Origin of the sequence: Glutamicibacter uratoxydans, assembly GCF_050753455.1 — a bacterium.
Lineage (GTDB): Bacteria > Actinomycetota > Actinomycetes > Actinomycetales > Micrococcaceae > Glutamicibacter > Glutamicibacter uratoxydans_A.
Genome location: NZ_CP192736.1, coordinates 2,359,443 through 2,385,601 on the forward strand (window position 1 = coordinate 2,359,443; position 26,159 = coordinate 2,385,601).

27 protein-coding genes and 1 pseudogene are annotated in these 26,159 nt (G+C 57.9%); 3 read left to right on the plus strand and 25 right to left on the minus strand.

Going from position 1 to position 26,159, the window contains the following annotated elements:
* Positions 1–77: 77 nt before the first annotated feature.
* From ACQQZ8_RS10845 to ACQQZ8_RS10855, 3 genes are all read left to right on the plus strand, one after another.
* Entirely contained in the window at positions 78–428 is a 351-nt protein-coding gene (locus ACQQZ8_RS10845) for a holo-ACP synthase (RefSeq protein ID WP_431709825.1), read from the plus strand.
* Between the two features lie 96 nt (positions 429–524).
* Positions 525–2,039: an NAD(P)H-hydrate dehydratase gene (locus tag ACQQZ8_RS10850; protein WP_431709826.1), complete on the plus strand. Its 1,515-nt coding sequence runs from the start codon at positions 525–527 to the stop codon at positions 2,037–2,039.
* 371 nt (positions 2,040–2,410) lie between these two features.
* Complete coding sequence (locus ACQQZ8_RS10855) at positions 2,411–3,232, plus strand: hypothetical protein (RefSeq protein ID WP_431709827.1); 822 nt, start codon at positions 2,411–2,413, stop codon at positions 3,230–3,232.
* 30 nt (positions 3,233–3,262) lie between these two features.
* Here ACQQZ8_RS10855 and ACQQZ8_RS10860 read toward each other — a convergent pair whose 3' ends face one another.
* From ACQQZ8_RS10860 to rplN, 25 genes and pseudogenes are all read right to left on the minus strand, one after another.
* On the minus strand, positions 3,263–4,651 hold the full coding sequence (locus ACQQZ8_RS10860; protein WP_431709828.1) for a UDP-glucose dehydrogenase family protein: 1,389 nt from the start codon (positions 4,649–4,651) through the stop codon (positions 3,263–3,265).
* 118 nt (positions 4,652–4,769) lie between these two features.
* The gene (gene glmM, locus ACQQZ8_RS10865; RefSeq protein WP_431709829.1) at positions 4,770–6,116 is read right to left on the minus strand and encodes a phosphoglucosamine mutase; all 1,347 of its coding nucleotides are present in this window, start codon (positions 6,114–6,116) and stop codon (positions 4,770–4,772) included.
* Positions 6,117–6,301: 185 nt separating this feature from the next.
* Positions 6,302–6,805 (minus strand): 30S ribosomal protein S9, encoded by a 504-nt coding sequence (rpsI, locus tag ACQQZ8_RS10870; protein WP_431709830.1) that lies wholly within the window; start codon positions 6,803–6,805, stop codon positions 6,302–6,304.
* A gap of 37 nt (positions 6,806–6,842) precedes the next feature.
* Positions 6,843–7,286, minus strand: coding sequence for a 50S ribosomal protein L13 (gene rplM, locus ACQQZ8_RS10875; RefSeq protein ID WP_431709831.1), 444 nt, complete (start codon positions 7,284–7,286; stop codon positions 6,843–6,845).
* Positions 7,287–7,984: 698 nt separating this feature from the next.
* Positions 7,985–10,543, minus strand: a complete 2,559-nt coding sequence (locus tag ACQQZ8_RS10880; protein WP_431709832.1) for a response regulator transcription factor — start codon at positions 10,541–10,543, stop codon at positions 7,985–7,987.
* Complete coding sequence (locus ACQQZ8_RS10885) at positions 10,543–12,813, minus strand: helix-turn-helix transcriptional regulator (RefSeq protein WP_431709833.1); 2,271 nt, start codon at positions 12,811–12,813, stop codon at positions 10,543–10,545. The genes ACQQZ8_RS10880 and ACQQZ8_RS10885 overlap by 1 nt, the downstream gene beginning before the upstream one ends.
* A gap of 140 nt (positions 12,814–12,953) precedes the next feature.
* Positions 12,954–13,808, minus strand: a complete 855-nt coding sequence (gene truA, locus ACQQZ8_RS10890) for a tRNA pseudouridine(38-40) synthase TruA (RefSeq protein WP_431712182.1) — start codon at positions 13,806–13,808, stop codon at positions 12,954–12,956.
* Positions 13,809–14,042: 234 nt separating this feature from the next.
* Positions 14,043–14,489, minus strand: a pseudogene (gene rplQ, locus ACQQZ8_RS10895) (50S ribosomal protein L17); the annotation flags it as partial.
* Between the two features lie 83 nt (positions 14,490–14,572).
* Entirely contained in the window at positions 14,573–15,580 is a 1,008-nt protein-coding gene (locus tag ACQQZ8_RS10900) for a DNA-directed RNA polymerase subunit alpha (RefSeq protein ID WP_431709834.1), read from the minus strand.
* Positions 15,581–15,733: 153 nt separating this feature from the next.
* On the minus strand, positions 15,734–16,135 hold the full coding sequence (gene rpsK, locus ACQQZ8_RS10905; RefSeq protein ID WP_265155560.1) for a 30S ribosomal protein S11: 402 nt from the start codon (positions 16,133–16,135) through the stop codon (positions 15,734–15,736).
* A gap of 43 nt (positions 16,136–16,178) precedes the next feature.
* Positions 16,179–16,553, minus strand: a complete 375-nt coding sequence (rpsM, locus tag ACQQZ8_RS10910; protein WP_431709835.1) for a 30S ribosomal protein S13 — start codon at positions 16,551–16,553, stop codon at positions 16,179–16,181.
* Between the two features lie 156 nt (positions 16,554–16,709).
* On the minus strand, positions 16,710–16,823 hold the full coding sequence (gene rpmJ, locus ACQQZ8_RS10915; protein ID WP_265155558.1) for a 50S ribosomal protein L36: 114 nt from the start codon (positions 16,821–16,823) through the stop codon (positions 16,710–16,712).
* Positions 16,824–16,956: 133 nt separating this feature from the next.
* Positions 16,957–17,178: a translation initiation factor IF-1 gene (infA, locus tag ACQQZ8_RS10920; RefSeq protein ID WP_054821343.1), complete on the minus strand. Its 222-nt coding sequence runs from the start codon at positions 17,176–17,178 to the stop codon at positions 16,957–16,959.
* A 216-nt stretch (positions 17,179–17,394) separates the two neighbouring features.
* On the minus strand, positions 17,395–18,225 hold the full coding sequence (map, locus tag ACQQZ8_RS10925) for a type I methionyl aminopeptidase (protein WP_431709836.1): 831 nt from the start codon (positions 18,223–18,225) through the stop codon (positions 17,395–17,397).
* 125 nt (positions 18,226–18,350) lie between these two features.
* Positions 18,351–18,923 carry an adenylate kinase gene (locus ACQQZ8_RS10930; protein WP_431709837.1) on the minus strand — a complete coding sequence of 191 codons (573 nt, stop codon included), beginning with the start codon at positions 18,921–18,923 and terminating at the stop codon, positions 18,351–18,353.
* Positions 18,920–20,224: a preprotein translocase subunit SecY gene (gene secY, locus ACQQZ8_RS10935; protein WP_431709838.1), complete on the minus strand. Its 1,305-nt coding sequence runs from the start codon at positions 20,222–20,224 to the stop codon at positions 18,920–18,922. The genes ACQQZ8_RS10930 and secY overlap by 4 nt, the downstream gene beginning before the upstream one ends.
* Before the next feature lie 257 nt (positions 20,225–20,481).
* The gene (rplO, locus tag ACQQZ8_RS10940) at positions 20,482–20,937 is read right to left on the minus strand and encodes a 50S ribosomal protein L15 (protein ID WP_431709839.1); all 456 of its coding nucleotides are present in this window, start codon (positions 20,935–20,937) and stop codon (positions 20,482–20,484) included.
* A gap of 1 nt (position 20,938) precedes the next feature.
* Positions 20,939–21,145: a 50S ribosomal protein L30 gene (gene rpmD / locus ACQQZ8_RS10945; RefSeq protein ID WP_431709840.1), complete on the minus strand. Its 207-nt coding sequence runs from the start codon at positions 21,143–21,145 to the stop codon at positions 20,939–20,941.
* Positions 21,146–21,148: 3 nt separating this feature from the next.
* On the minus strand, positions 21,149–21,838 hold the full coding sequence (gene rpsE / locus ACQQZ8_RS10950) for a 30S ribosomal protein S5 (RefSeq protein WP_431709841.1): 690 nt from the start codon (positions 21,836–21,838) through the stop codon (positions 21,149–21,151).
* Positions 21,835–22,206 (minus strand): 50S ribosomal protein L18, encoded by a 372-nt coding sequence (rplR, locus tag ACQQZ8_RS10955; RefSeq protein ID WP_431709842.1) that lies wholly within the window; start codon positions 22,204–22,206, stop codon positions 21,835–21,837. The genes rpsE and rplR overlap by 4 nt, the downstream gene beginning before the upstream one ends.
* A gap of 2 nt (positions 22,207–22,208) precedes the next feature.
* Complete coding sequence (rplF, locus tag ACQQZ8_RS10960; protein WP_431709843.1) at positions 22,209–22,745, minus strand: 50S ribosomal protein L6; 537 nt, start codon at positions 22,743–22,745, stop codon at positions 22,209–22,211.
* Between the two features lie 21 nt (positions 22,746–22,766).
* Entirely contained in the window at positions 22,767–23,165 is a 399-nt protein-coding gene (gene rpsH / locus ACQQZ8_RS10965) for a 30S ribosomal protein S8 (protein ID WP_431709844.1), read from the minus strand.
* Between the two features lie 60 nt (positions 23,166–23,225).
* Positions 23,226–23,795 carry a 50S ribosomal protein L5 gene (rplE, locus tag ACQQZ8_RS10970; protein WP_431709845.1) on the minus strand — a complete coding sequence of 190 codons (570 nt, stop codon included), beginning with the start codon at positions 23,793–23,795 and terminating at the stop codon, positions 23,226–23,228.
* Entirely contained in the window at positions 23,795–24,139 is a 345-nt protein-coding gene (gene rplX / locus ACQQZ8_RS10975; RefSeq protein ID WP_431709846.1) for a 50S ribosomal protein L24, read from the minus strand. Before rplX ends, rplE begins: the two co-directional genes overlap by 1 nt.
* Before the next feature lie 2 nt (positions 24,140–24,141).
* Entirely contained in the window at positions 24,142–24,510 is a 369-nt protein-coding gene (gene rplN / locus ACQQZ8_RS10980; RefSeq protein WP_431709847.1) for a 50S ribosomal protein L14, read from the minus strand.
* Positions 24,511–26,159 lie beyond the last annotated feature (1,649 nt).

Below are 26,159 nucleotides of genomic sequence, written 5' to 3' on the forward strand. Positions count from 1 at the left end.
TCCACCACGGTCGGTACCTTCTGTTGAAGGTACCGACCGTTTTTTATGTCTGGAACTAATCGCTTAGGCTGGAAATCATGATCGCAGGAATAGGTGTCGACATCGTTGACGTTCCCCGCTTTGGGCGCCAACTAGAGCGCACCCCAGCTCTTCACACCCGGCTATTCACCGAACACGAACGGGATCTACCGTTGCGCTCCCTGGCAGCACGTTTCGCCGCGAAAGAAGCCATTGCTAAAGCCTTGGGCGCTCCGGCCGGCATGAATTGGCAGGACTGTTCGATCATTAAGGACGCCGCCGGGGATCCGCAGGTGCATGTCACCGGTACCGTGGCAGCCACCGCGGCGCTGAAGGGAATTACTTGCTGGCACCTGTCACTATCTCACGATGGGGATATGGCCATCGCCATGGTAGTAGCCGAGCGCTAGAGCGCTAACTTCATCTCGTCGAGTAATTCGTGTCCGGTAGCGACACGTTGGGCCTTATTCCGCACACTACCCAGTTAGGGTGAGTATTCTGAAGCTATGATCCCCGTCTACAGTGTTGCTCAAGTCCGTGCAGTCGAGTCGAGTGAGATTGCCCGCCATGGTTCTACCCCGCTCATGCTGCAGGCAGCGAAGGCCGTGAGTGACGTAGCCAGTGACATGCTTCGGGATGCTCAGAGCAGCGTGGTGGGTCTGATCGGTCCAGGCAATAACGGTGGGGATGGGCTCTTCGCCCTAGCAAACCTCACGGCACAGGGGTATTCGACCACGGCTGTACTGATGCAAACGCAGGTTCATCATGAAGCTTTGCAGGCTTATCGTGAGGCTGGTGGCACCGTCACTAGCTTCGGTGATTCCGCCTCACTTTTCGGTTCGGCCGACTTGATCATTGATGCCATCTACGGAATTGGCTACCGCTTAGGGGCCGAGCTGCCAGCGCTCCCCCGCGGTGCTCGGGTGCTTGCTGTGGATGTCCCCTCAGGGCTGGATGCGGTAACCGGTATCGCGGATGATCGAGCACTTCCAGCCGAACGCACGGTGACTTTCGGAGCCCTGAAAACTGGTTTGGTCACCGTGGACGGTCCGCTGCTGACCGGCCAGCTCGACGTGGTCACTCTAGATTTTGATTTTTCCGCACAGAGCCCAAACTTTCACTTGGTGGATGGCGATACTGCCACCGAGTTATTGGATCGTCACCGTTCCTGGCGGGATGCCGGACGGCACAAATACCAGCGCGGAGTATTGGGTTTGATCGCTGGCTCGGAAAAGTACCCGGGTGCAGCACAACTCACCGCGCGCTCCGCGGTCGAGGCCGGAGTGGGTCTGCTTCGCACCTACGTCCCCGAAGCCATTGGCGGCTATCTGGCTCACAGCGTGCCGGAGGCGGTACCGCTGACCGATACGCAGGTGGCCGAGGCACTCTCTCAGGCTCGTCGGCACCTGCATGGGCGGGGCGCAAAGATTTCGGCGTGGGCCATTGGCCCCGGGATCGATTCCTCACATCAGCCCTCCGCGGTGATCGCCAAGGTGTTCACCTCTCGGCAACCGGCGGTGATCGATGCCAGCGGTCTAGAAATCGTTCCCACCGGCCCCAGCGAGCAGCCGCGGGTATTGACACCGCATGCCAAGGAGCTACGGATGCTGCTTGGGCGGGCCGGGATTACCGTGACCGCCCAGGAAATTGCCGAGGAACCTCAAAAGTGGACGCGGTGGGCGGCGCTGGCCTATAACGCGGTGGTGATGCTCAAGGGTCCCACCACCTACATTGTTGAGCCGGGCGGCCGCACCCTAATTGTCTGCAACGCGGTGCCGCAGCTGGCCACCGCTGGCAGCGGGGATGTGCTCACCGGGATTCTTGGCACGCTGCTCAGCGACTCATCACTCACGGGGGTGCAGGGTACTGCTGCGGTCACTAACCAGCGGTTACTGGAACTCAGTGCCTGTGCCGCGGTAATCCACGGCGAGCTTGGACGTGTCGTGGCAGAGAACTCCACGGTGAGCGCTTCACGCCTTGTAGCCCATGTCCCCGAAGTGATGTCCAGCTTCGGGTTCTAGAACTCGAAAGCCTAAGCTCTAGCGTCTGCTGGGGACTAGATGTACCAGCTCCCAGTTAGGTCGTTGGCTCGCTGCCTCGTGAAAGATGCGCGGGCCAAGAGGCTGCTTCTTTCGTGTTCGGTCTGGCCATGTGCAAACTCACGTGCGCGGGTTGAGGCAATACGCGGCCACCTAAGCGGACAGGCTTGTGTCTGATCGGTCGCTAGGTCTCCGGTTTCGCCCAAAATACGTGGTGCAACCGCAGCAAAGCCATTCGGTGACGTGGCGCATCGGGTTCTACCTGTATTGGGCGCACCGCTTCGTTGTGAAGCTGATCGCTCGACTCGTCGACCATCCGATCCGCGGAGTACGCAAACGGGGCCATCCGCTGGGTGGATGAAACTCATGAACAGGAACTGTTCTGGGCGGTTCGCGGCGGAGCCACCCAGGTAGGCATCGCCACCGAGTTGGAATTCCAGGCCACCGAGCTTGGCACGGTCACGGGTAACGCACGAATCCTGCATCAGCAGATCACCTATGTGAGCCAAGATCTGGCCAGTTTCACCAGCCAGTGGGGTCAGTGGATGCGTGAGGCGCCGCAGCAGATGGAAAGTTTTCTGATGATTCAGGCACTGGGCGACGGGCAGCACGCTATCCAGGCACGGAACGTGTGGGCCGGGGACGACGTGGTGGCGGCTCGACCCACGCTGCAGGCCGCGCTTGAAATCGCTCAGGTCTATGATGAGCAAACACAGGCGGTGTCCTACCCACTGATCGTTCCCACACCTAATTCGCCGCATGTCGGGCAGCAGCGCATTGTGATGCGTGATGTGTTCGTGGATCGGGCCGATGAGCAGTTGGGCGCCGCGCTGACCGAATCACTGCGGCAGCGTGGGACATTATTGGGTGAGCTGCGGGGGCTGGGCGGTGCGCTGGCTGAGGTCTCCAGCGACGCCACCGCATGGGGCAACCGGCATCAAGAGGTGCTAGCGGGGACCTGGATTCATCCATTGTCGCTGGCCGAGCAGGACGCGTCCTTCGCTGCGATCGGGACCTTGGGTACCGGAGCTTACGGTGCTTACTCCTCCGATACCCGCAGCGAGGCAGCGGCACTAGCCTGGCCAGGTAACACCGGACGCAAGCTCAGCAATATTGCCGAGCGAGTGGACCCGCAGCTGCTCTTTGATCGCGGGTTAACGCTACGCCGCCCTTAGAGGTATCCCGTCCCTCCGCCTGAGGCTGACCTAGGTCTGCGCGCCCGGAACCTGCAGGATTCCTAAAGTCCGGGTGTCTAAATCAGGGCTGGGTACCTCGAACCGTTCCCCCGGTCCGGTGATCTTCCAGCCAGCTTCCCGCCACAAAGATCGGCTCAACACGTTACGTCCATCGATGAGTTGTTGTTGTCTCACCAGCGGAGCGAGATCATGGGGTTCAAGTACCCGGAACTCATCCCATTCGGTGAGCAGCAGCACCACGTCAGCCTCGGCGGCCGCTTCGCGCCAGGAACCCACGTAGTTCAGGCGAGGGAAGCGTCGGCGAGCGTTCTCGTTGCCCTGTGGATCATAGACCGAAACATCCGCGCCGGAGTTGTACAGCCTAACCGCAATATCTAGGGCTGGTGAATCACGCACGTCATCGCTGTTGGGTTTGAAGGTCACCCCGAGCACACAGACCTTTTTACCTTCCACCGAATAATCCAGCATGGTTTCGGTCAGGGAGACCACCCGGTCGCGACGGCGAAGGTTAATTTGATCGACTTCGGCCAAGAATCCCATGGTGTGGCTCAGTCCCAGTTCTGAGACCCTGGCCTGCAACGCACGGATGTCCTTGGGCAAGCAGCCTCCGCCGAAGCCAACGCCAGCGTTGAGGAAACGGCGTCCGATCCGGTCGTCGTAGCCGATCGCGTCGGCCAGGGTGGCGATATCCCCACCTACGGTCTCGGTGACCTCCGCGAAGGCGTTAATGAAGGAGATCTTGGTGGCCAAGAACGCGTTGGCAGCTACCTTTACCAGTTCGGAGGTCTCCAGATCGGTCACGACTTCCGGAGTCTTACGAGCCAGAATGCTGGCGTATACCTGGCGGATCAGGGCTAAGTCTTCGTCGTTTTGGACCCCATAGACCAGCCGGTCAGGGGTGAGTGTGTCCTTGACCGCGAAGCCTTCGCGGAGGAACTCGGGGTTCCACGCTAAGGAAATCTTCGAGCCGGGCAGTGCTTTCTCGGCGATCCGTTCGCTCAGCCGGCGGGCGGTACCCACCGGGACCGTGGATTTTCCGACAATCAAGGCCTGACCGGTGATATGTTCCAGCAGGCTATCCACCGAGCCATCCACGTAGCTCATATCCGCGGAGGTGGAGTCGGTGCGCTGTGGAGTGCCCACGGTAATGAAGTGAATGTCCGCCGCCTGAGCGACTTCGGCATAAGAGTCGGTGAAACGTAGCTGCCCACTGGCCACATGCTTCTTCAACAGTTCGGGTAAACCCGGTTCATGGAAGGGCAGGATGCCTTCAGCGAGGGCCTCAAGTTTTTCTCGATCCACGTCCAAGCCGATCACCTGGAAACCGAGTTCGGCCATACAAGCCGCATGGGTGGCACCCAGATAACCGGTGCCGATGACGCTAACGCGTAGGCTCACGCAGTACTCCCGACTAGATATTAAACTCAACAATTGTGAGTGTACGACTCACCCCCGGCCGCCACCTATCTGACGGGGCGGTCCGGGGGTGAATACTTCACGAACTTTCAGGTGTTTCTCAGAGGGCCAGATACTCCGAGACCTTGGTGGCCAGCAATTCGGCCTCGGCCTGCGCCTGTTCCTGAGTGGCGGCTTCCACCATCACACGCACTACTGGTTCGGTACCCGAGGGGCGCAGGAGCACCCGTCCGGTGGAACCCAAACGTTCTTCGGATTCAGAAATCGCCAGCTGGAGCGGCTCGCACTCGGGCGCTGCGGCCTTATCCACGCCGCGCACATTGATCAATACCTGAGGCAGCACGGTGAGCACCGCAGCCAATTCCTTCAGCGACTTGCCAGTGGCCCTCACTCGGGCGGCCAGCTGCAGGCCGGTCAGCACACCGTCGCCGGTGGTGGCGTGGTCGGCGAAGATCACGTGGCCGGATTGTTCACCGCCCAAGGAATAGCCGTTGGCGTTCATGGATTCCAGGACGTAACGGTCCCCCACCCCGGTCTGGGTGACGGTGATCCCGTTGGCTTCCATGGCCAGAGTTAGGCCCAGGTTGCTCATCACCGTGGCAACGAGGGTGTCATCTTTCAGTTTGCCTTGGTCCTTCAGGGCCAGGGCCATAATCGCCATGATCTGGTCCCCGTCCACGACATTACCTTCGTGGTCTACCGCTAGGCAGCGGTCGGCATCCCCGTCATGGGCAATTCCCAAATCAGCGTGATTAGCCAGCACTGCGGCTTGCAGTTGCTCGAGATGAGTGGAGCCGTAACCATCATTAATATTAACCCCATCGGGTTCTGCACCAATGACGATCACTTCGGCGCCAGCGGCGTTGAATACCTCTGGGGAGCAGCCCGAGGCGGCACCGTGGGCACAGTCCAGTACAACTTTGAGCCCGTCTAGACGGTTGGGCAGAGTCTGCAAAAGGTGAATGATGTAGCGGTCTTCGGCATCGGCGAAGCGTGAGACGCGACCTACCGCGCCACCGGTGGGCCGTGGTGGATCCATCTGCAGGCAGGCCTCAATGGCGTCCTCCAGTGCATCATCCAGTTTCTTGCCACCGCGGGCTAAGAACTTAATGCCATTATCCGGGGCAGCGTTGTGCGAGGCGGAAATCATCACACCAAAGTCCGCACCGAGATCCCCGACGAGGAACGCTGCGGCCGGGGTGGGCAGGGTGCCAGCGTCCTTGACGTCAACACCAGATGCCGCGAGTCCTGCCTCAATTGCCGCAGAGAGGAAGTCACCGCTAATTCGCGGATCCTTCGCCACTACAGCTACTGGGCGACGACCGTCCTCGGACTGACTGAGCCCCAGCACCACCGAGGCAGCCTGCGACAGACGCATCGCCAGCTCCGGTGTCAATAATTCATTTGCTTTTCCACGGACCCCATCGGTCCCAAATAACCTTGCCATCACCCACTATCATAAATGGTCAGTGTAGGAATCCGGGCGCAATTGCACGCGAAGTCCCGATGCGATCGGCAAAAGACGTTCACGTATCGCACCAATGGTGGGTGAAGTGTTGAAAAGAGTGTGATAAATGGGACAAACCCCACACCCGTATGTACGGGTATGGGGTTTGTGTGAAGCGGTAAAGCTTAGCGCTTCGAGAACTGCGAGGCCTTGCGAGCCTTCTTCAGACCAGCCTTCTTGCGCTCGATAACGCGAGCGTCGCGGGTCAGGTAACCGGCCTTCTTCAGAGCTGGACGGTTAGCGTCGCGATCGATCTCGTTCAGTGCACGAGCGATGCCCAGACGCAGTGCACCGGCCTGACCGGAGTCACCGCCGCCGTGGATGCGTGCGAAAACGTCGTAAGCACCTTCCAGGCCCAAGACCTTGAATGGCTCGTTGACGTCCTGCTGGTGCAGCTTGTTCGGGAAGTAGTCCGACAGCTCGCGACCGTTCAGCAGCCACTTGCCGGTGCCTGGAACCAGGCGAACACGGGCGATAGCCTGCTTGCGACGTCCCACGGCACCGCCGGAGACGGTCAGTGGAGCGCGCTCAACCTCGGTGCCAGCAGCAGCCGAGGCAGTGGTCTCGGTGGTGTACGACGCTGGTGCGTCGCCTTCAAATTCGTTAATCTCTTCAGCGTTCTGAGCCACGATTATCTCCTAATAAGTTTTCTACTCGGGGCCAGGACTACTGAGCGACCTGGGTGATTTCGAATGGCTTCGGAGCCTGGGCAGCGTGTGGGTGCTCAGCGCCGCGGTAAACCTTCAGCTTGCTCAGCTGGGCGCCCGACAGCTTGTTCTTTGGAAGCATGCCCTTGATGGCCTTCTCCACGGCCAGAACTGGGTTCTTCTCCAGCAGTTCGGCGTAGTTCGAGCTGCGCAGACCGCCCGGGAAACCGGAGTGACGGTAGGCGCGCTTCTGCACGAGCTTGTTGCCGGTCAGGGCAACCTTCTCGGCGTTGATGATGATGACGTGGTCGCCCATATCCATGTGGGAGGCGAAAGTTGCCTTGTGCTTGCCGCGCAGCAGGGTAGCTGCTTCGACAGCCAGACGGCCGAGAACTACATCGGTCGCGTCAATGATGTGCCACTGACGGGTCTGGTCAGCAGGCTTCGGGGTGTACGTACGCACAGTAATTGCCTTACGTTGATTCGTTTCTGGTCAAACAGCTACTTGTGTCATGGCGTGAGATCCATCAGGGACGAGCACTGTCGTGTTTATTTGTGTTTGGACCAGTACGTCAGGTGAGGACTGATTTAACCGGCTGTCCAGAGGTGTTCGCGTACCGAGCAGACCAGCGGCTATGCAACTAAGCCGTCACGCCATGGTACGTAGTGTCGAACGTGGACACACACAACTTAGAAGAGTTTAGCCGATTGAATGGGTAACTACCAATTCCTTGTGCCTTACTCCACCTGCAATATCCGGCGGATTGTGGGTAGTTTTAGTCACATCCGGCAGCGTTTCGCGGATTCACGCGCAATGTGCGGGAGAAAGATTCTCCCGCACATTGGGCGTCGGTGGTATCCACCGGTTAGTTCGACTTCGCGCGCAGTTCCCCCCAAATAAATGCGAACTGCGAAGCTGGTCGCGCAAATGCTCAAGCTAACGCTCCGGTTCCCCGAGGTGGGTTCGGCGCTCTTCGCGCAGACGAACCCTTGCGGTGTTCGAGAAACTCGGTGCGTTCGATCCGGTGTTTAGTGTTGATTCACTTTCCTGCAACCCCCATCGCAGGATCCACCGGCTCGTGCTTGTCATTGACTACAGTCAGCTTATTTCCTTCTCACATTAAGCGCATTACGCAGTGACTACTTGTTTTTCCTTTTCCACTACGTAGTTCGCGCAGGCGCTGAGATCGGTAGTGCGGCGGGAACGGGTACGTTACTTAGTAAGAGGCGGCTGCTGAGCGCGTATTTATCGAGAATCGCGGCAATATGCCCCTCCACCGTACGAATGGAGACGGTCAACTTCCGGGCAATGGTGCGGTTACTTTCACCGGCACGTACCAACGCAAAAATCTCTTCCTCACGCTGGGTCAGTTTGCGTTTCTTGGCCTCGGACGCGGCGAAAGGTAACACTGCAAGGCTTTGTTCGCTAGCGGTGTGCAAGATCTGCACCAGTTCTGCCGGCGGTGGTTCGAGTTCCAGTTCCGCGCACCGACGGATCAACTCGGTGGTGAAAGCAAACAGATCTTCGATTCTGCGGCTTTGCGGCATGGGTAGATCCCCACGGTGCGCGAGCATGCCCCGCAGCACAATCCCATCAATGACCCAAAGGCAGAGGAACTCTTGGCCCAACCCATGCAAGATTTGCGCCACGCGGCGCGGGTCTTCAAAGCCTAATTCAGCATGAACGCTGAGTCGGATGGCTCGTCCACGTGGGTCTTGGAGTTTTTCGGTCAGTGGCAGCAGCGCTTCAAGGGCATCATGTTCCCTGATGAGCGCCTGATTTAGTGCGGCTTCCAGGGTGCTACGGCCAAAACCAAGGAGTTCGTTCAACGGCAAGTCAAGTTGTCTGCTTGTAGCTTCGTCCGCCAGTTGCTGGGCATCGAGCCACACCTGAAAGGCGTGCCCGGCTTCCCACACATCGTCATGGTTAACTAAGCGCGCGCACTGTGCTGCGTCGATGAGGCTACGACGGCCATCGTCCAGGGCTCCACGTTGATATTGCAGCACCCCCAGACTTGCCTGCCACCCGGCCGCGATCTGTGTGTGCCAGGGTTGCCAGTGCTGATGCAGATACCGCCGCAATTCTTCCCATTGCTCGCAATACCCGCCCAATGCTAGTGCGTAGGCGGCATAGGAGAGGAAGGTAGTGCGAAGGGTGCGCGCATTGCCGCGGTCAGGATTTTTTTGAGCTTTACGTAGTCCGGCCACAAAGTGCACTGCTGCGGCACGCAGATTGGCGTTCGATGCGGCGCTCAGTCCGCGTCGCAGGTGTTCGCGCAGCTCATCTTCTGGCAGCAGTTGCCAGAAACTTGGGTCCGCGGTGCTGTTCGGCGCGGGGATCCCCAATGATTGCGCAATGCGCTGGATCGTCGGGAGAAGTCTGCCGGTTTGTAGATAGATCTCCACGATCAACTCGCGGCTTGCCGGATCCTGCCAGTTATGTGGATATGTATTGCTGGTGCGGGTAAGCATCCGCAGGGCCTGATACGGGCCTTCGGCCAGTGCCGTGTACCGGGCTACAGTATTGAGGATCCCTTGAAAATCCTGAGGATTCTGCACCGTGGCCAGGTGTTCTTTGAGTTGCTCAGCCAGGACTTTAGCGACCGCCAGATTTCCCTGCTCACAAGATAGCTCCAGCCGCCACTGTAGCTCCTGCGCCGATAACTCACTCGTCGTAGCCCCTGCGGTGAGGTGTGAGTAAATTTCTCGAATCCCACAGCAACCCTGATTGCTGATAAGTCCAGTGCGTAGCTCCTGATGCTCATAGGCGGAAAGCAGCCCCACCCAATGCAGCCCAATCAGACTGCCTGCCAAACCCAGTACGGGGTGCCCCGCACAGGAATGCACACTCAGTAATCCCCAGCCGATTAGCTGGTCCACCACCGGCCGGTCAGCTAACGCACGCAGCTCTTCGAGCGGCAGATGACCGGCTACCGCACATATATCAAGTACTCGCCGGATCTGCGGCGAAAGACGTACCCGGCATAAACGCAGTCGGTGAGTTAGCTGTTCCAGCGGGGCTATGGCCCCAAATGTTCCGGTAGCTAGAACCCTGCGCAGCTGCGATGTCTCGACATCATTGAGCAGGGTCCACAGGACCGGCAGCTCACCGCCGGTAACTTGGTAGGCAGAAATGGCGCTCAGTTCTGGCACCACGACGTCGTCCCGAATTTGTTGACATATTTCGGGTATTTCCTGCGCTGTGACACGCAGGACCGGGCAGCTGATCAGCTGGCCGTTCCGTGCCAGTTTCTGCCAGCGTGCCGAAAGTGCGTTGCCAGCAGATAGGTGAAGCACCAGCCGCAAGGTTCCTTCCAGTGCCAGCGCACCGAGAATCCTTTGGCTAAAGTCATCAAGCTGGGCTGGTTGGTGGATCACGACCAGCGGCATCGCCTGTTCGCTACGCAGCAGCGATCTCAGGTGTTCTAAGACCTCAAAATGGCTGGCGGCCAGATCCTGGCTGTCGATACGAGGTAACTGACCATTACCGAATTTTGCGGCCAACGGTTGCAGGTCGATTCCGGGAACCGCCGGTGCTCCCAAGGAAGCTAGTTTGATGATCGGACCTAAGTACGGGTGTTGTGTGAGAAAGTGATCCCAGATATCAAGGCTGTCGATAAAGCCGTCAGAGATGACCCACCCAGCACGGTTGGGTTTACAACCGTCGTTCACCACCGCGGCACAGTAGCTGCGCAGCCTCTCCGGGAGGGGTACACCCACTAGCCCACCGCCTGTGAGCTAAACAGCGCACTGAGCTCATGTCGGCTACTAATAGCCAGTTTCCGGTAGGCGTTACGGAGGTGCGTTTCCACGGTCCGTACCGAAACATCCAATTCAACGGCAATGTCGTGACTGCGTAGCCCCGTCGCGGCGAGTTCGGACACTTGATACTCCCGTTTGCTGAGCTGGTTGAGCAGTATTTCTGTCTCACCACTCTGAGCCGTCGGCGCTTCAGGGAACCAGTCCAACATGCCGGCCCGTTTGGCCTGTTCAACGGCACTGTGTGCCAACTGTGGGTTGGTTTCGAGGTGTGAACGCGCGTAAAGCAATAGCACTTGTGACAACCTACTACTGGTTTGCGCGGCAATTTCCCGTAAGGTCCCCAGCAGTGTCAGATCCACTTGTTGTGAGTCCAAGTACGAGAGTCTGGCCATCCAGGCCCAGTAGATTAATCGAACAGCCCTGGGCAGGGTTTTCTCGTGTGACTGGGCTAGTTCCATGATCCGGGCACAACTCGTGGCCGGGTCTTTCTCCGCGTCATTGACGATCTTGGCCAATTCACGAAGCTGAACGCAGCCAAGTGGCGAAGGGGTGCCGTATTCAATGGGCATCAGGGGTACCCCGGACGGTTGGTTCATCAGGACCGCCAATTCCGTACTGAACCCCGAACGGTCATTGACCGCGTGAAGTGAATACCCTTCGGTGATTCGGTGCTTAAGATCGCTCCAGCGGCCGGTGAGGAACAGCACCACGCGCAACGCATCGGCGACGTTTTGTTGGGTAATGGCCGAGGCATCTAACCGAACCTGCCCAATACTTTCAAAGCGTTCTAGGGCCGCGTTCCCGTCTCCCAACATCGCTTCGGCAACGGCCGTCAGTGCCAGCACATTCTGCCGCATCTGCCGCTCCGCGTCTGGGGGCAGCTGTGAGCCAAGATTGACCACCTGTTGGTATTCACCAAGCATCCCCAGATGGACCACCGTTGCACACAGTTCTAGCCCGGGGACGCTAGCACACCGTGTGGCTTGTTCGGGCCATAGCCCGGTGGCTACGCAAACCAGTGCTTCGGTGGCATTCAAGGGGATTTCCGGATCCGCAAGTTCTAGGGCTCGATCGGCTTCAGCCCGCGCCTGCTGCGCATTACCCTGTAAGACATGCCCCTCGGCGCGTAGCCAAGACGCCGCCGCCGTGGTGCTCTGTTCCAGAATCAGGTGTGTGATGTGTGGATGTCCTTGGGCTAGTGCCCCACGAGCTGCCGTCAGCAAGACCTGTTCTGGAAGACTGATCCCGGAATGTTTCCACCACAGCACGTGCGCTGCCGGTGGTTGGTAGCCAGGGTAATCCAGATGTTCGTCGATGACCTGGCGCAACTCACTGATTTTCACCCCGTCAAGAAGATCGATTCGCAAGCTCAAGTCCAGCAAACTATTGGACAGTTGCACCTGCGCACCCTGCTGCGAATTATCGATGAATCCCAGATTCTGTAGCTGCTCCAAAGCCATGGCACCGACGAGCTGAACCGCTTGGGACACACTGCAGGGCCCAATCATGGCCATACGTTGGGCTGCGTCCATCAGCTGCGGATCATAAGCCTGCTGCAAATGTTCCAAAAATTCACGCAAACTGGCATGGATGTCATCGAAGGGGTAGAGGAAATGTTCTTGCCAGACGGCCGGGCCCGTGGCGTCTGGCATATTCTGGCTCACAAATCTGGCCAGTGTTTCCACCGCGAGCAAGTTCGCATCGCTATACCGGGCCGCCGCAACAACCTGCCAGGGCAACGGTTGATATCCCCAAACTTGGTGGAGCACCAGCGCGATCTGTTCGCTGGTCAGTGGTGGCAGTGCGACATGATGCACGTTAGGTTGCGAGAGCAACTCGACCAATTCTTGGTGCGAATCGCTGCGGTGACAGCAGATCACTATTGAAATGGCCCGGTGTTCTTGGGCCCAGAACAGTAGCCGACGCGAGGCAAGATCCAGTAGCTCGAAGTCATCGATCATGATCACCGGATTCTGCGCGGCATCAAGGGCGGCTAACACATCCGCGTAGGCGGTGTCAGCAGAACCAATCACATGGGAAAAAGCGGCAAAAGGAAGCTGATGATCTTGCTGATCTGTCAGAATCATCAGGCACTCGCGCTGTGGCTCCCAGTGCTGACGTAGCGCGTTGAGCAGCGAACTCTTTCCGGAACCGAAGGCACCTTCAACAATGAAGATCTGCCCGTCAACGGGACCAGCAACGATTTCTTCCACTAGCTGATGGCGCACGTTCACTAGCTCTGCTCCTGAATTTTACCGTGCGCGCCCAAGGGTTTGACCCAGAAACCACTACGCAATCATGGATATAACTTACCGCTATGAGTTATCTTCGCCCCAGGCAGGCTCTGCTGTCAAACGTTGACTTGTAGTTATTCTCCCTGATCAAGTAATACATTGACCTCGTCAACGCGTCGCTTGGCGCGGGTGAGCGAGGCGCGCAGCGCCAGTTCGCTGGCTGGTGGGTAGCTGACTTCTTCTAAGACCAGGGCGCGGGGGTGTGCCAGCTTGGTTTTTGAATCTCGCACCATGGCCACTAATCGTTGACGCAGGAACCCGGGTTGTTCCCGTCCATCGCCCACCATCAACGCGGCGCCAATCAGCGCGCGGACCATATTATGGCAGAAGGCATCGGCGACCAGGTGCGCCACCACGATGCCCTCTTCGTTCCGGATAAACGTGAATTCTTTGAGGGTGCGGATCGTGGTGGCATCCGGACGCGGTTTGCAGTAGGACAGAAAATCATGTCGCCCCAAGACGCTGTGGGCCTCAGCGTTTAGCAGCGCCACATCTAAGGGATTGCGGTGCCACATGGTCAGTTGCCGGGTTAACGGGTCCCAGCGTTCTAGTCCGTCAGCGATCCGGTAGGAGTAGCGTCGTTGCAGGGCGGAGAATCGGGCATCAAAACCCGGTTCGGCACGCTGGGCATCAAGTACCAGTACCGCGCCTTCCTGCGCTCCAAGTACCCCGTTTAGTCGGCGCACTAACGCCGCCGGTGGCTCCAGCTCGGCACGCCGCGGTAATTGCGCATACTCGGTTTCGGTCAGATCAAAGTGCACTACTTGGGCGCGGGCGTGTACCCCGGCGTCAGTACGCCCAGCCACGGTGACGCGCACCGGACGGCGGATCAGTGTGAACAGTGCTTCTTCAACGACCTGTTGTACGCCCACAACATTGGGTTGCCGTGCCCAACCGTGGAAGGCCGATCCGTCGTAGCCGATCCGCATGCGCACCCGGATAGTGGCAGGTTCCGCCGGTCCGTCGCTGACGACGGCACCCAAGGGGTGCGGGATTTGGGCGCTGCTACTGATGGACATCATTTTGCTCCGTGGAATCTGTTCGAGATCAGCCGTTAGGTTCAGATGCTGCCGGCCAAAAGCAAAGACCCCGGAATGATCTTCCGGGGTCTTTGGCTGACCGACTAACGGTCGAGGTGAATTACCTCAAGAGGTTCTTTAGGCCTCTTCGGTTACCTCTGGGGCAGCCTTTTCGGCGGCCTTCTCGGCTTCCTTCACCACGGCCTGCTTAGGCGATACTGGCTCCATGACCAGCTCGATGACAGCCATTGGAGCGTTGTCGCCCTTACGGTTGCCGATCTTGGTGATGCGGGTGTAACCACCTTCGCGGTTAGCCATTACCGGTGCGATGTTTTCGAACAATTCGTAAACAACGGACTTGTTGGTGCGGCTACGCGAGGCGATAACCGACTGAACGCGGCGGCGCGAGGCCAGATCCCCGCGCTTGGCGAAGGTGATCAGGCGCTCTGCGTGTGGACGCAGACGCTTGGCGCGGTTCAGGGTGGTGGTGATCTGCTTGTTCTCGAACAGCTGTGCAGACAGGTTAGCGAGGATCAGTCGCTCGTGTGCTGCGCTGCCTCCGAGACGCGGACCCTTTGATGGGGTTGGCATTGGTGTTCTCCTAGATGAATAATCCGGTGTGGCCGGGGTGAACCGGCCTCACGGATGAAGTAGTTTGTCGCCAGACGCGGTGCCTAGAGGCTGCCGTCTCCGTAGACATCGTCGCCATCTTCCATGGCGGCACGGGAACCGAGATCGAAACCTGGAGGGGAATCCTTCAGGGCCAATCCGAGTTCAACAAGCTTTGCCTTGACTTCGTCAATGGACTTCGCACCGAAGTTACGGATGTCCATCAGGTCGGCTTCCGAGCGGGTGACCAATTCACCCACCGAGTGGATGCCTTCGCGCTTGAGGCAGTTGTACGAACGTACGGTCAGTTCCAGATCCTCGATCGGCAACGCCATGTCAGCAGCCAGAGCTGCGTCGGTTGGCGATGGGCCAATCTCGATACCTTCGGCGGTGGTGTTCAGCTCGCGGAACAAGCCAAACAGTTCTACCAGGGTGGTACCGGCCGATGCGACGGCGTCGCGTGGCGAGATCGATTCCTTGGTCTCCACATCAACGATCAGGCGATCGAAGTCGGTGCGCTGCTCCACACGGGTGGCTTCCACGCGGAAGGTCACCTTCAGAACTGGCGAGTAGATCGAGTCAACCGGAATCCGGCCGATCTCGGCGTCAGCGCTCTTGTTCTGGGCAGCAGACACGTAGCCACGGCCACGCTCAATGGTCAGTTCCATATCGAACTTGCCGTTGGCGTTCAAGGTAGCAATGTGCAGTTCCGGGTTGTGGAACTCGACACCGGCTGGCGGGGTGATGTCCGCTGCGGTGACGACGCCTGGGCCCTGCTTGCGCAGGTAGGCGACAACCGGTTCGTCGTGCTCGGAGGACACGGACAGGTTCTTGATGTTCAGAACCAGTTCGGTGACGTCTTCCTTCACACCAGCTACGGTGGAGAACTCGTGCAGTACACCGTCAATTCGAACACTGGTTACCGAGGCACCAGGGATCGAGGAGAGCAGGGTACGGCGAAGCGAGTTACCTAGGGTGTAGCCAAAGCCCGGCTCCAACGGTTCGATAACGAACCGGGAGCGATTCTCGGAAACAACTTCTTCGGTCAGGGTTGGGCGCTGCGTAATGAGCACTAACATTTCCTTTCGGCGAGCGTCCGCTATATGACGCAACACGGGGGTGGAAACGACGGTAGCCTCGGCGGCGTACGTCTGTTGCAGGCTTTAGGCCCAGAATGTCACCGACGCGGATGTGTCGGTGACTTCTGAACCGGCCCAGCGGTTGAATTAGACGCGGCGACGCTTTGGCGGGCGGCAACCGTTGTGGGCGCTTGGGGAAACGTCCTGGATGGACCCAACCTCAAGGCCAGCAGCCTGCAGCGAACGGATCGCGGTTTCGCGTCCCGAACCTGGGCCCTTGACGAAAACGTCAACCTTGCGCATGCCGTGCTCCTGAGCGCGCTTTGCAGCGGACTCGGCAGCCATCTGGGCAGCGTATGGGGTCGACTTACGCGAACCCTTCATGCCAACCTCGCCGGCCGAAGCCCACGAAATCACAGCACCGGTCGGATCGGTGATCGATACGATGGTGTTGTTGAAGGTGCTTTTGATATGCGCCTGTCCTAGCGCGATATTCTTTTTGTCCTTGCGACGCGGCTTACGCACCGCTCCACGAGTCTTAGGGGGCATTTCTTCTCCTACGAAAAAGTTTTTGGATCTAGATCGCTAAGGTTTAGCGAGTCTTCTTCTTACCGGCGACGGTGCGCTTCGGGCCCTTACGGGTACGAGCATTGGTCTTGGTGCGCTGACCGCGAACCGGCAGACCCTTACGGTGACGAAGACCTTCGTAGGAACCGATTTCTACCTTGCGGCGGATGTCAGCCTGAACCTCGCGGCGCAGGTCACCTTCCACCTTGTAGGTGCCTTCAATGAAGTCACGCAGCTGAACCAGTTCAGCGTCGGCGAGATCCTTAACGCGGGTGTTCGGGTCAATCCCGGTGGCCGCGATGGTCTCTTCCGCACGGGTCTTACCCACGCCGTAGATGTAAGTCAGCGCGATGATTACGCGCTTCTCGCGTGGAATGTCCACGCCTGCTAAACGAGCCATATGTGGCTACCTTTCAACGTTCGAAGGTCTGTAACAGTGCCAATCCACTTCAGTAGTGGTCCCCAGCCTCCGAACCGGGGGTATGCATCGCGCGTTGATTCGACGCGGCACTGCCTATTTCATTACTACGCGTAGGTAAAATCCCGAAACGGGACTTTAGCCCTGACGCTGCTTGTGGCGTGGGTTCTCGCAGATCACCATGACACGACCATTGCGGCGGATAACCTTGCAATTGTCGCAGATCGGCTTCACGCTAGGGTTAACCTTCAAGGGTTTACTCCTCTTGCGGTTGCAGTTATTTGTTGGAGCGGTAAACAAGCCCGTCAGAAGACAATGTTCAAGCGGCCGTCGCGGGAAGTAATTCCTTGGACGTCCGCCGGATCACAATCTAAAAACTACTGATTTACTTGTAGCGGTAAACGATACGACCTCGGTTGAGATCGTATGGGCTCATTTCAACCTGCACCCGGTCCTCTGGGAGGATTCGAATGTAGTGCTGGCGCATCTTACCCGAGATAGTTGCAAGCACAACGTGCTTGTTTGGCAACTCAACGCGGAACATTGCGTTTGGCAATGCTTCGGTTACCGTGCCCTCTACCTGGATGACACCTTCCTTCTTGGCCATTTTCCCCGCTAACTTTGGTAGTTGCTGCCTTATGACAGCAACAAGTAATTGGTTCTGGCTGACTTTTTGCCCGGCCGCATCACCTGTTAGGGGTTTTGGGCTCAGTTAAATAGACAACCAACAGTCAAGAATACGCTATGCATACCCTTGGTCACAAATTTTTGGACCGCTTTAAAATGTAAGATCCGGCACGCCGGTGCCGGATCTTAGGATCTATTAGGCCTTGATCGGAGCCGGGGTGACACCAAAGGGTGCCAAACCTGCTTCTCCGCCATCTGCTGCGGTCAACACCCAGATGCCACCTAGATGAACCGCGACGGTGTGCTCCCACTGCGAGGCGTTCTGCCCATCATTGGTGATGACCGTCCAGTCATCTTCCAGCACGCTGGTATCCAGTTTGCCGCGCACCAACATCGGTTCGATAGCTAATGCCATTCCTGGCTTAACGCGGGGCCCGCGGTGTCCACTGTTGTAGTTCAACACATCCGGGGCCATGTGCATGGCCGACCCGATGCCGTGACCACAGTACTCTTCCAGAATCCCAAGCCGTGGCCCGGGTTGGGCGTGAACATACTTTTCTATGGCTTGGCCGATCTGGCCGATAAAGCGTGCCCCATCCAATGCTGCGATGCCGGCCCACATGGCCTGTTCGGTAATGTCGCTCAGGCGTTGATCTGCTTCATCCACGGTGCCCAGCAGCACGGTGCGGGCCGAGTCTGCATGCCAGCCATCAACAATGGCTCCACCGTCAATCTTGAGCACGTCCCCGTCTTTGAGCACATAGTCTCCCGGGATGCCGTGAACTACCTCGTGGTTAACCGAGGCGCAGATGCTGGCTGGGAAGCCGTGATAGCCAAGGAAGTTACTGGTGGCTCCGTGGCGCGCGAGGACGGATGCGAAGACCGCGTCCACTTCTTTGGTGGCCACCCCTGGCTTGGATGCGGCAACTGCTTCGTCCAAGGCTTCGGCGAGCACCAGTCCGGCTTCACGCATTTTCAGGATCTGCGCGTTGGACTTATATTCGATTTTTGGTTGTCCCAATGCCATGGGCTCCCCCTTAGCTTGTCCGCAACATCGAGTGTTGCGGCGTAGTTCTCTATAAATGGCTCAAGGACCGTACCGGTACCCGTACGGGATGTTCGGTACGATCCTTGGCCTGTGCCTGTTCTGGACTAGGCGTTGACGTTCAGTGCGGCCATGACGCGGTCGGTGACCTCGTCGATTCCGCCGATGCCGTCTACCTGACGCACGATCCCGCGCTCTTGGTAACGGTCCACCACAACCTGGGTTTCCGCGTGGTAGAGGGACAAGCGGTGACGGATGACTTCTTCGGTGTCATCTGCGCGGCCTTCGATTTCCGCACGCTTGAGCAGACGCTCAACCAGCTCGTTGTCATCGGCGGTCAACTGCAGCACGGCATCCAGTTTCTGGTTCTGTGCGGCCAGCATCTCATCCAGGGCATCAACCTGGGCGCTGGTGCGTGGGTAGCCATCGAGCAGGAAGCCTTCGGCGACATCCTCCTGGACCAGACGATCCTGCACCATGTTGTTGGTGACCGAGTCCGGAACGAAGTTGCCGGCGTCGATGTACTTCTTGGCTTCCACACCCAGTGGGGTTCCGCCCTTGACGTTGGCGCGGAAGATGTCACCGGTGGAGATCGCCACGATCTCTAGGCGCTCGGAGATCTTCACGGCTTGGGTGCCTTTGCCGGCCCCGGGTGGTCCGATAATCAACAGTCGAGTCATCGTAGAAGCCCTTCGTAGTTTCGTTGCTGCATTTGTGCGTTAATCTGCTTGACGGTTTCCAGACCCACACCAACCATGATGAGGATCGAGGTACCGCCGAATGGGAAGTTTTGGTCGGCATTGAACAAAACGAACGCGATCAGCGGAATCAGCGCAACAATTGCGAGGTAAAGCGAACCTGGCAGCGTGACTCGGGAGATCACGTAACTCAGGTAATCGGAGGTTGGTTTGCCGGCACGGATGCCGGGGATAAACCCACCGTATTTCTTCATGTTGTCGGCCACCTCAACAGGGTTGAAAGTGATCGCCACGTAGAAGTAAGTGAAGCCGATAATCATCAGGCTATAGACAGCCATGTAGTACGGCGAGGATGTAGCAGAGTGGGTCTGCAACCACAGCGCCCAGTCTGGCAGAGTTCCATCATCACGGATGTTGAACTGCACAATCATCTGCGGTAGCGCCAAGATCGAACTGGCGAAGATTACCGGGATCACACCGGCCATGTTGACCTTGATCGGGATGTAGGTCGAGGTACCACCCACGGTGCGGCGACCAATGGTGCGCTTGGCATACTGAACCGGGACACGGCGCTGCGACTGCTCCACGAAGACTACCAGTGCGATCACCAGGAAACCTACGAGCATGACGCCGGTGAAGACGCCCCAGCCCTGGGAGCGGCCGATGGCGCCCATGGCAGAGGGGAAGCCCGAAGCGATCGAGATGAAGATCAGCATGGACATGCCGTTGCCGATACCCTTCTCGGTAATAAGTTCGCCCATCCACATGATCAGACCGGTGCCCGCTGTCAGGGTGATAATCATCAGCAGGATGATCATCAGCGAGTCATTTGGAACCAGTGGCAGCTGACAGGCCGGGAACAGGGTTCCGGTGCGTGCCAGGGTGACCAGGGTGGTGGCTTGCAACAAGCCCAAAGCAATAGTCAGGTAGCGGGTGTACTGGGTCATCTTGGCCTGACCGGCCTGACCCTCCTTGTGCAGGGCTTCGAAGTGTGGAATCACCACACGCAGCAGCTGCACAATAATCGCGGCGGTAATGTACGGCATAATACCCATCGCGAAAATGGAGACCTGCAGTAGGGCTCCCCCGCTGAAGAGGTTGACGAACTGATAAATGCCGTCGGTGGTTTCACCCATTGCCAGACACTGCTGAACGTTGCTGTAATTTACACCCGGAGCCGGGATAAAAACGCCCACACGATAGATCGCAATAATAGCGAGCGTGAACAGCAACTTGTTGCGCAGGTCAGGCGTCCGAAAGACTCGGGCTATGGCGCTGAACAAGCGTCCTCCTGACGTATTAGCTTGAGCCCGTGATTGTGGCTCTTGCATTGACTTTAAGAATTCTAGCGGTTCGAAGTACCGGCGCGCCAAATATGCCGCAGTTCATGTACCGTGAACAACCCCAAATATCTACAGTACCCGAAGTCGGGTAGCCGATTTAGCATTCTTTGACGGTTAGACAAAGTTAACTCAAAAGTCCCGCCGAAGCTGCCTTGCGACAGATTCGGCGGGACATTTAGCTATTGATCAACCCTGGTTTAGAGGGTGGTGACCGAACCGCCAGCAGCGGCGATCTTCGACTCAGCGGAAGCCGAGAAGGCGTCAACCTTCACGTCAACCTTGACCGAGATCTCGCCGGTGCCCAGCACCTTGACAGGCTGGTTCTTGCGGACGGCGCCCTTGGCAACCAGTGCCTCGACGGTGACTTCGCCACCTTCTGGGAACAGTTCGTTGATCTTGTCCAGGTTTACAACCTGGTACTCGACGCGGAACGGATTCTTGAAGCCGCGCAGCTTCGGCAGACGCATGTGCAGCGGCAGCTGCCCGCCTGCGAAACCGGCCTTGACCTGGTAGCGAGCCTTGGTGCCCTTGGTACCACGGCCTGCGGTCTTACCCTTGGATGCCTCACCACGACCCACACGGGTCTTAGCGGTCTTGGCACCTTCGGCTGGACGCAGGTGGTGTACCTTGAGTGCGTTTTCCTTTTCAGACATGTTACTTAGCCTCCTCAACCTTCACCAGGTGTGGGACCTTATTGAGCATGCCTACGGTCACCGGATCAGCGGTGCGGACCACAGTGTGGCCAACGCGCTTCAAACCGAGCGAACGCAGGGAGTCGCGGTGGCCCTGCTTTGCACCAATGACGGACTTGGTCTGGGTGATCTCCAGCTTGGCGTCGCTTGGGACAATGTTCTTTGCCATTGCCTATGCACCTGCCTTCTGGGTCTGGATGTGGTGGAGCATTGCGGCCGGGGCAACCTCGTCCAGAGGCAGACCGCGGCGGGCAGCCACAGCCTGAGGCTCTTCCAGAGCCTTCAGTGCTGCAACGGTGCCGTGCACAATGTTGATCTGGTTCTGCGAACCCATCGACTTGGACAGCACGTCATGGATGCCGGCGCACTCCAGTACCGCACGCACCGGACCGCCGGCGATAACGCCGGTACCCGGAGCAGCTGGGCGAAGCAAAACGACGCCAGCGGCGTCCTCTCCCTTGACCAGGTGCGGGATGGTGGTGCCAACGCGTGGTACGCGGAAGAAGTTCTTCTTGGCTTCTTCAACGCCCTTGGCGATAGCGGCCGGAACTTCCTTAGCCTTGCCGTAACCAACGCCAACGGTACCGTTGCCATCGCCCACCACAACGAGTGCGGTGAAGCTGAAACGACGGCCACCCTTGACAACCTTGGAAACGCGGTTGATGGTTACAACGCGCTCAAGGAACTTGTCCTTGTCTTCGTTGCGGTTATCGCGGTTCTCGCGGCCACGACCACGGCCACCCTCGTTACGACGGCCACGGCCTTCGTTGCGACGAGAGTTGTTGTCGTTAGCCGCTGCAGTCTCGACTGCCTCGGTAGCTTCAGACACCTGAGTTTCCTTCTCGTTAGTTGATTCGCTCACAGTGCCAGCCCACCTTCACGAGCGCCGTCAGCCACGGCTGCAACGCGACCGTGGTACTTGTTGCCGCCGCGGTCGAACACAACAGCCTCAACACCAGCAGCCTTGGCGCGCTCGGCTACGAGCTCACCAACGCGCTTGGACTTTGCGGTTTTGTCGCCTTCGAAAGCACGCAGATCGGCTTCCATGGTCGAAGCGCTTGCCAGGGTGATGCCCTGCGAGTCGTCCACAATCTGTACAAAGATGTGGCGAGCCGAGCGGTTGACAACCAAACGTGGGCGTACCGAGGTACCAACGATGCGCTTGCGCACGCGCAGGTGACGACGGCCACGAGCTGCAGACTTGCTCTTGCCCTTGATTCCGATAGCCATAATTACTTACCAGCCTTTCCGACCTTGCGGCGGATGATCTCGCCAGCGTAGCGAATGCCCTTGCCCTTGTAAGGCTCGGTCTTACGCAGCTTGCGGATGTTAGCGGCAACCTCGCCGACCTGCTGCTTGTCGATACCAGCAACGGTGATTTTGTTGTTGCCCTCAACGGTCAAAGTGATGCCCGCTGGTGCTTCAACGTTGACCGGGTGGGAGAAGCCCAGAGCAAGCTCTAGACCTGCACCCTTGGCCTGCACACGGTAACCGGTGCCGTGGATTTCGAGCTTCTTCTCGTAACCCTGGGTGACACCGATGATCATGTTTTCGATCAGGCTGCGGGTCAAGCCGTGCAGCGAACGCGATTCGCGCTCATCGTTTGGGCGAGACACGGTCAGGGTGTTCTCTTCCAAGGCAACGGTGATTGGTGCTGCAACGTTAAGCGACAGCTCACCCTTAGGACCCTTGGCGGAGACGGCCTGACCGTCGATCTTCAGCTCAACGCCGGCAGGAACGGTAATTGGTAGACGTCCAATACGTGACATTGTGTATTCCCTACCTTTCCGTTACCAGACGTAGGCGAGGACTTCCCCACCCACGCCCTTCTTGGCTGCCTGACGGTCGGTAAGCAGACCGGAGGAGGTGGACAGGATTGCAATACCCAAGCCGCCCAGCACGTGTGGCAGGTTGGTGGACTTTGCGTAAACGCGCAGACCTGGCTTGGAGATGCGACGGACACCGGCGATCGAACGCTCGCGCAGTGGGCCGTACTTCAAAGTGATGGTCAGCTTCTTGCCGACTTCAGCTGCTTCTTCCTCGAAGGAGGCGATGTAGCCCTGTTCCTTCAGGATGTTGGCAATGCGAACCTTCAGCTTGCTCGACGGCATCGAAACGCTGTCGTGGTATGCCGAGTTGGCATTGCGCAGACGAGTCAGCATATCTGCGACTGGATCTGTCATAGACATGTGGGCTTCAGCCCTTCCTCGTTACGGTTTCCTTTGTATCGGACCTGTAACGTAGTGAGTTTAGTTTTCGGTCTTGAATGGGAAGCCCAGAGCCTTAAGCAAGGCGCGGCCTTCGTCATCATTCTTGGCGGTGGTCACCACGGTGATGTCCATACCACGAACGCGATCGATCTTGTCCTGATCGACTTCGTGGAACATCGACTGTTCGGTCAGACCGAAGGTGTAGTTACCGTTGCCATCAAACTGGCGATCGCTCAACCCGCGGAAGTCGCGGATACGAGGCAGTGCCAGGGTGATCAGGCGGTCAACGAATTCCCACATACGGTCGTTACGCAGGGTGGCGTGGGTACCAATTGGCATGCCTTCGCGCAGCTTGAACTGTGCGATCGACTTGCGGGCCTTGGTGACCACTGGCTTCTGACCGGTAATAGCGGTCAGATCGCGTACGGCGCCTTCGATGATCTTCGAGTCCTTGGCGGCCTCGCCGACACCCATGTTCACAACAACCTTGGTCAGGGTTGGGACCTGCATTGGGTTCTTGTAGTTGAACTGCTCCTGCAGGGCAGGGCGGATGTCTGCGGTGTACTTAGCCTTCAGACGTGGCTGGATCTTGGTGGCTGCTTCAGTCATTACAGATCCTTTCCGGAAGCCTTGGCGTAACGAACGCGAACAGTCTTGCTCACGCCGTCCTTTTCAACGGTTTCCTCGCGGAAACCAACGCGGGTAGGCTTCTTGGTCTCTGGATCCACCACTGCAACGTTCGAAACGTGCATTGGGGCTTCGACAACCTCGATACCGCCGGTGGTCGAACCGGATTCGGTCTGGCCTGCCTTGGTGTGCTTGGTGACGCGGTTAACGCCTTCAACCAGAACGCGCTGAGCTTCTGGGAAGACCTTCAGGACCTTGCCCTGCTTACCGCGGTCGCCGCCTGCGATGACCTGAACCAGGTCACCCTTCTTGATCTTTGCACCCATGCTTACAGCACCTCCGGAGCCAAGGAAACGATCTTCATGAACTTCTTATCGCGAAGTTCACGACCTACTGGACCGAAAATACGGGTACCGCGAGGCTCGGCCTCGTTCTTCAAGATCACCGCAGCGTTCTCGTCGAACTTGATGTAGGAGCCGTCGACACGACGGATTTCCTTCTTGGTGCGAACGATGACAGCCTTGACGACGTCACCCTTCTTTACGTTGCCGCCAGGAATGGCATCCTTGACGGTTGCGACAATAGTGTCGCCAATGCTTGCGTAGCGACGCTTCGAGCCACCGAGCACGTTGATGGTAAGGATTTCCTTAGCACCGGTGTTATCAGCAACCTTGAGTCGCGACTCTTTCTGAATCACTTCTTACTCCTGTCGTCTCGCTGGTTCTCATAAATGAGCCTTGCGGAACGGATATGGTCTCCTTGATACGATCGCTTACCCCCACCGGCGTGGGCGCACCGAATGCTGATCCCGAATGGCGGCAGGGCCGAGGCGTAAAATATCAAGGTTGCGCTGCGCGTTTGAACGATTTCACCCGCACTGCATCATGCCGAAGGTGGATAGTCCTCGGACAGAATGCGCACAAGTATCAATCCTAGCCCAAATTCGCATGGTTTAGAAACAGTGTGGTAGAGGCTAATCACGCGTTGTTGGTCACATCGATGGCCCAGCATGTTGCGCGGCATTTTGCTGGAATCCCCACTGACTAGCTGTCCTCAGGTGACTTTAGAATTCGGGGCACTGAAATATACCGCTATGGCAGTGGTCGAATACTTGACCATAGTTCCAACCAAGGAACCTATATCGGAGGTCAAACGCCAATTAGGTGCAGAGTTCCCATGAACGCAACCTGCCCCATATCATCAAGCTGGCCGGTCTGGCAGAGACTGCGCTAATAGCATCGATGCCCGTCAATGATCGGTTTTAGGCCACTATTAGGGTTTGTGGTGCACCAGATACATAAGCATCGCAATCACTTTATGTACGACCACTAGCCCGAGAATTCCGGCGGTAACGAATAGCAGTGCGCTGACCATTTGGAGCATAACCAGGGTTTCAAGGTTCAACCCCAATACTCTTGCACCCAGCGATGGAATCAGTGCTCCCAAGGTTCCAAGAACAACGGCCGTCCAGAAGAAGACAAGGGTATCGCGGCCCGGCTTCTTACGCGTAGACTTTTTCTTGCTGTTCCTCCTGTTAGGGTCCAGTACCGATTACGAAGCACTGTGAATGTTGCTGCCAAATTCCCCGGTTCAGTGGGGTTGGTACCAGTATCTGCGCGCTGGGTCCACCCGGCTATCCGAGATGGCTCAGCTCCGTGCTGCGGCAGGTGCGTATGGCGTGTTTCATTCGGCCTTTGCGTCACTATATCCCGGGCGTCGCTGTGTGTCCCGCAGACCTGCATTTCGAGCCATTGAAACGTTCCGATGAACCTCGTTTCCAGGTCTAAATCGCATTGGATTGAGATGTCACACGCTTCAACGAATTTCATGCGCAGTCCGAAATCCACGGTCTAAGCGTCTTCCCACTCGAGCCCGGCTGCCGTTTATACGAAAAATCTCAACGGGATCAGGCGATTCCCGCCAATTGGCAGTTTTACCAAGTCCGCCCATGAAGCAGCGCACTTCAATTCACAATACCCCCTGGAACCAAAACCTCAATCGCCTAACTACCGCTCCGTGAAGTTAGAGTGTTACCGCGAAAGGTGGACGGTTGCAGGACACCGGAACGACCGGCGGGTAGCTTCCGGTTGGGCTAGCTCCTATCTGTTCCGATGGATATAAAGGTTATCTCCTAGTCTCGAAATACTGGAACAGTTGCACATCGGTGAAGCTCTCCTCTAGGAAGCAAACAACGGCGGTATAGCCTCACACCGTTCCGCATCGGCGGTACGAATCTACCTGGCCGAACCCCGCCGGAATGAAATAAACGGCGCCCCGGTCCTAACCATCCGGACTGATCACGTGAATCTTTCAGGATCGTCCTCGAATCACCGAGAAGTGGAAAAA

Excerpts from the sequence above, each read along its gene's own strand:
- rpsH (WP_431709844.1), bottom strand. The coding sequence starts at position 23,165 with ATGTCTATGACAGATCCAGTCGCAGATATGCTGACTCGTCTGCGCAAT.
- rplX (WP_431709846.1), bottom strand. The coding sequence starts at position 24,139 with ATGGGTGCAAAGATCAAGAAGGGTGACCTGGTTCAGGTCATCGCAGGC.
- rplR (WP_431709842.1), bottom strand. The coding sequence starts at position 22,206 with ATGGCTATCGGAATCAAGGGCAAGAGCAAGTCTGCAGCTCGTGGCCGT.
- ACQQZ8_RS10850 (WP_431709826.1), top strand. The coding sequence starts at position 525 with ATGATCCCCGTCTACAGTGTTGCTCAAGTCCGTGCAGTCGAGTCGAGT.
- rplF (WP_431709843.1), bottom strand. The coding sequence starts at position 22,745 with ATGTCACGTATTGGACGTCTACCAATTACCGTTCCTGCCGGCGTTGAG.
- truA (WP_431712182.1), bottom strand. The coding sequence starts at position 13,808 with ATGCGGATCGGCTACGACGGATCGGCCTTCCACGGTTGGGCACGGCAA.
- rpsK (WP_265155560.1), bottom strand. The coding sequence starts at position 16,135 with ATGCCCCCTAAGACTCGTGGAGCGGTGCGTAAGCCGCGTCGCAAGGAC.
- infA (WP_054821343.1), bottom strand. The coding sequence starts at position 17,178 with ATGGCCAAGAAGGAAGGTGTCATCCAGGTAGAGGGCACGGTAACCGAA.
- rpsM (WP_431709835.1), bottom strand. The coding sequence starts at position 16,553 with ATGGCTCGTTTAGCAGGCGTGGACATTCCACGCGAGAAGCGCGTAATC.
- map (WP_431709836.1), bottom strand. The coding sequence starts at position 18,225 with ATGGCATTGGGACAACCAAAAATCGAATATAAGTCCAACGCGCAGATC.
- rpmD (WP_431709840.1), bottom strand. The coding sequence starts at position 21,145 with ATGGCAAAGAACATTGTCCCAAGCGACGCCAAGCTGGAGATCACCCAG.
- rplO (WP_431709839.1), bottom strand. The coding sequence starts at position 20,937 with ATGTCTGAAAAGGAAAACGCACTCAAGGTACACCACCTGCGTCCAGCC.
- rplE (WP_431709845.1), bottom strand. The coding sequence starts at position 23,795 with ATGACTGAAGCAGCCACCAAGATCCAGCCACGTCTGAAGGCTAAGTAC.
- ACQQZ8_RS10845 (WP_431709825.1), top strand. The coding sequence starts at position 78 with ATGATCGCAGGAATAGGTGTCGACATCGTTGACGTTCCCCGCTTTGGG.
- glmM (WP_431709829.1), bottom strand. The coding sequence starts at position 6,116 with ATGGCAAGGTTATTTGGGACCGATGGGGTCCGTGGAAAAGCAAATGAA.
- ACQQZ8_RS10930 (WP_431709837.1), bottom strand. The coding sequence starts at position 18,923 with ATGACTCGACTGTTGATTATCGGACCACCCGGGGCCGGCAAAGGCACC.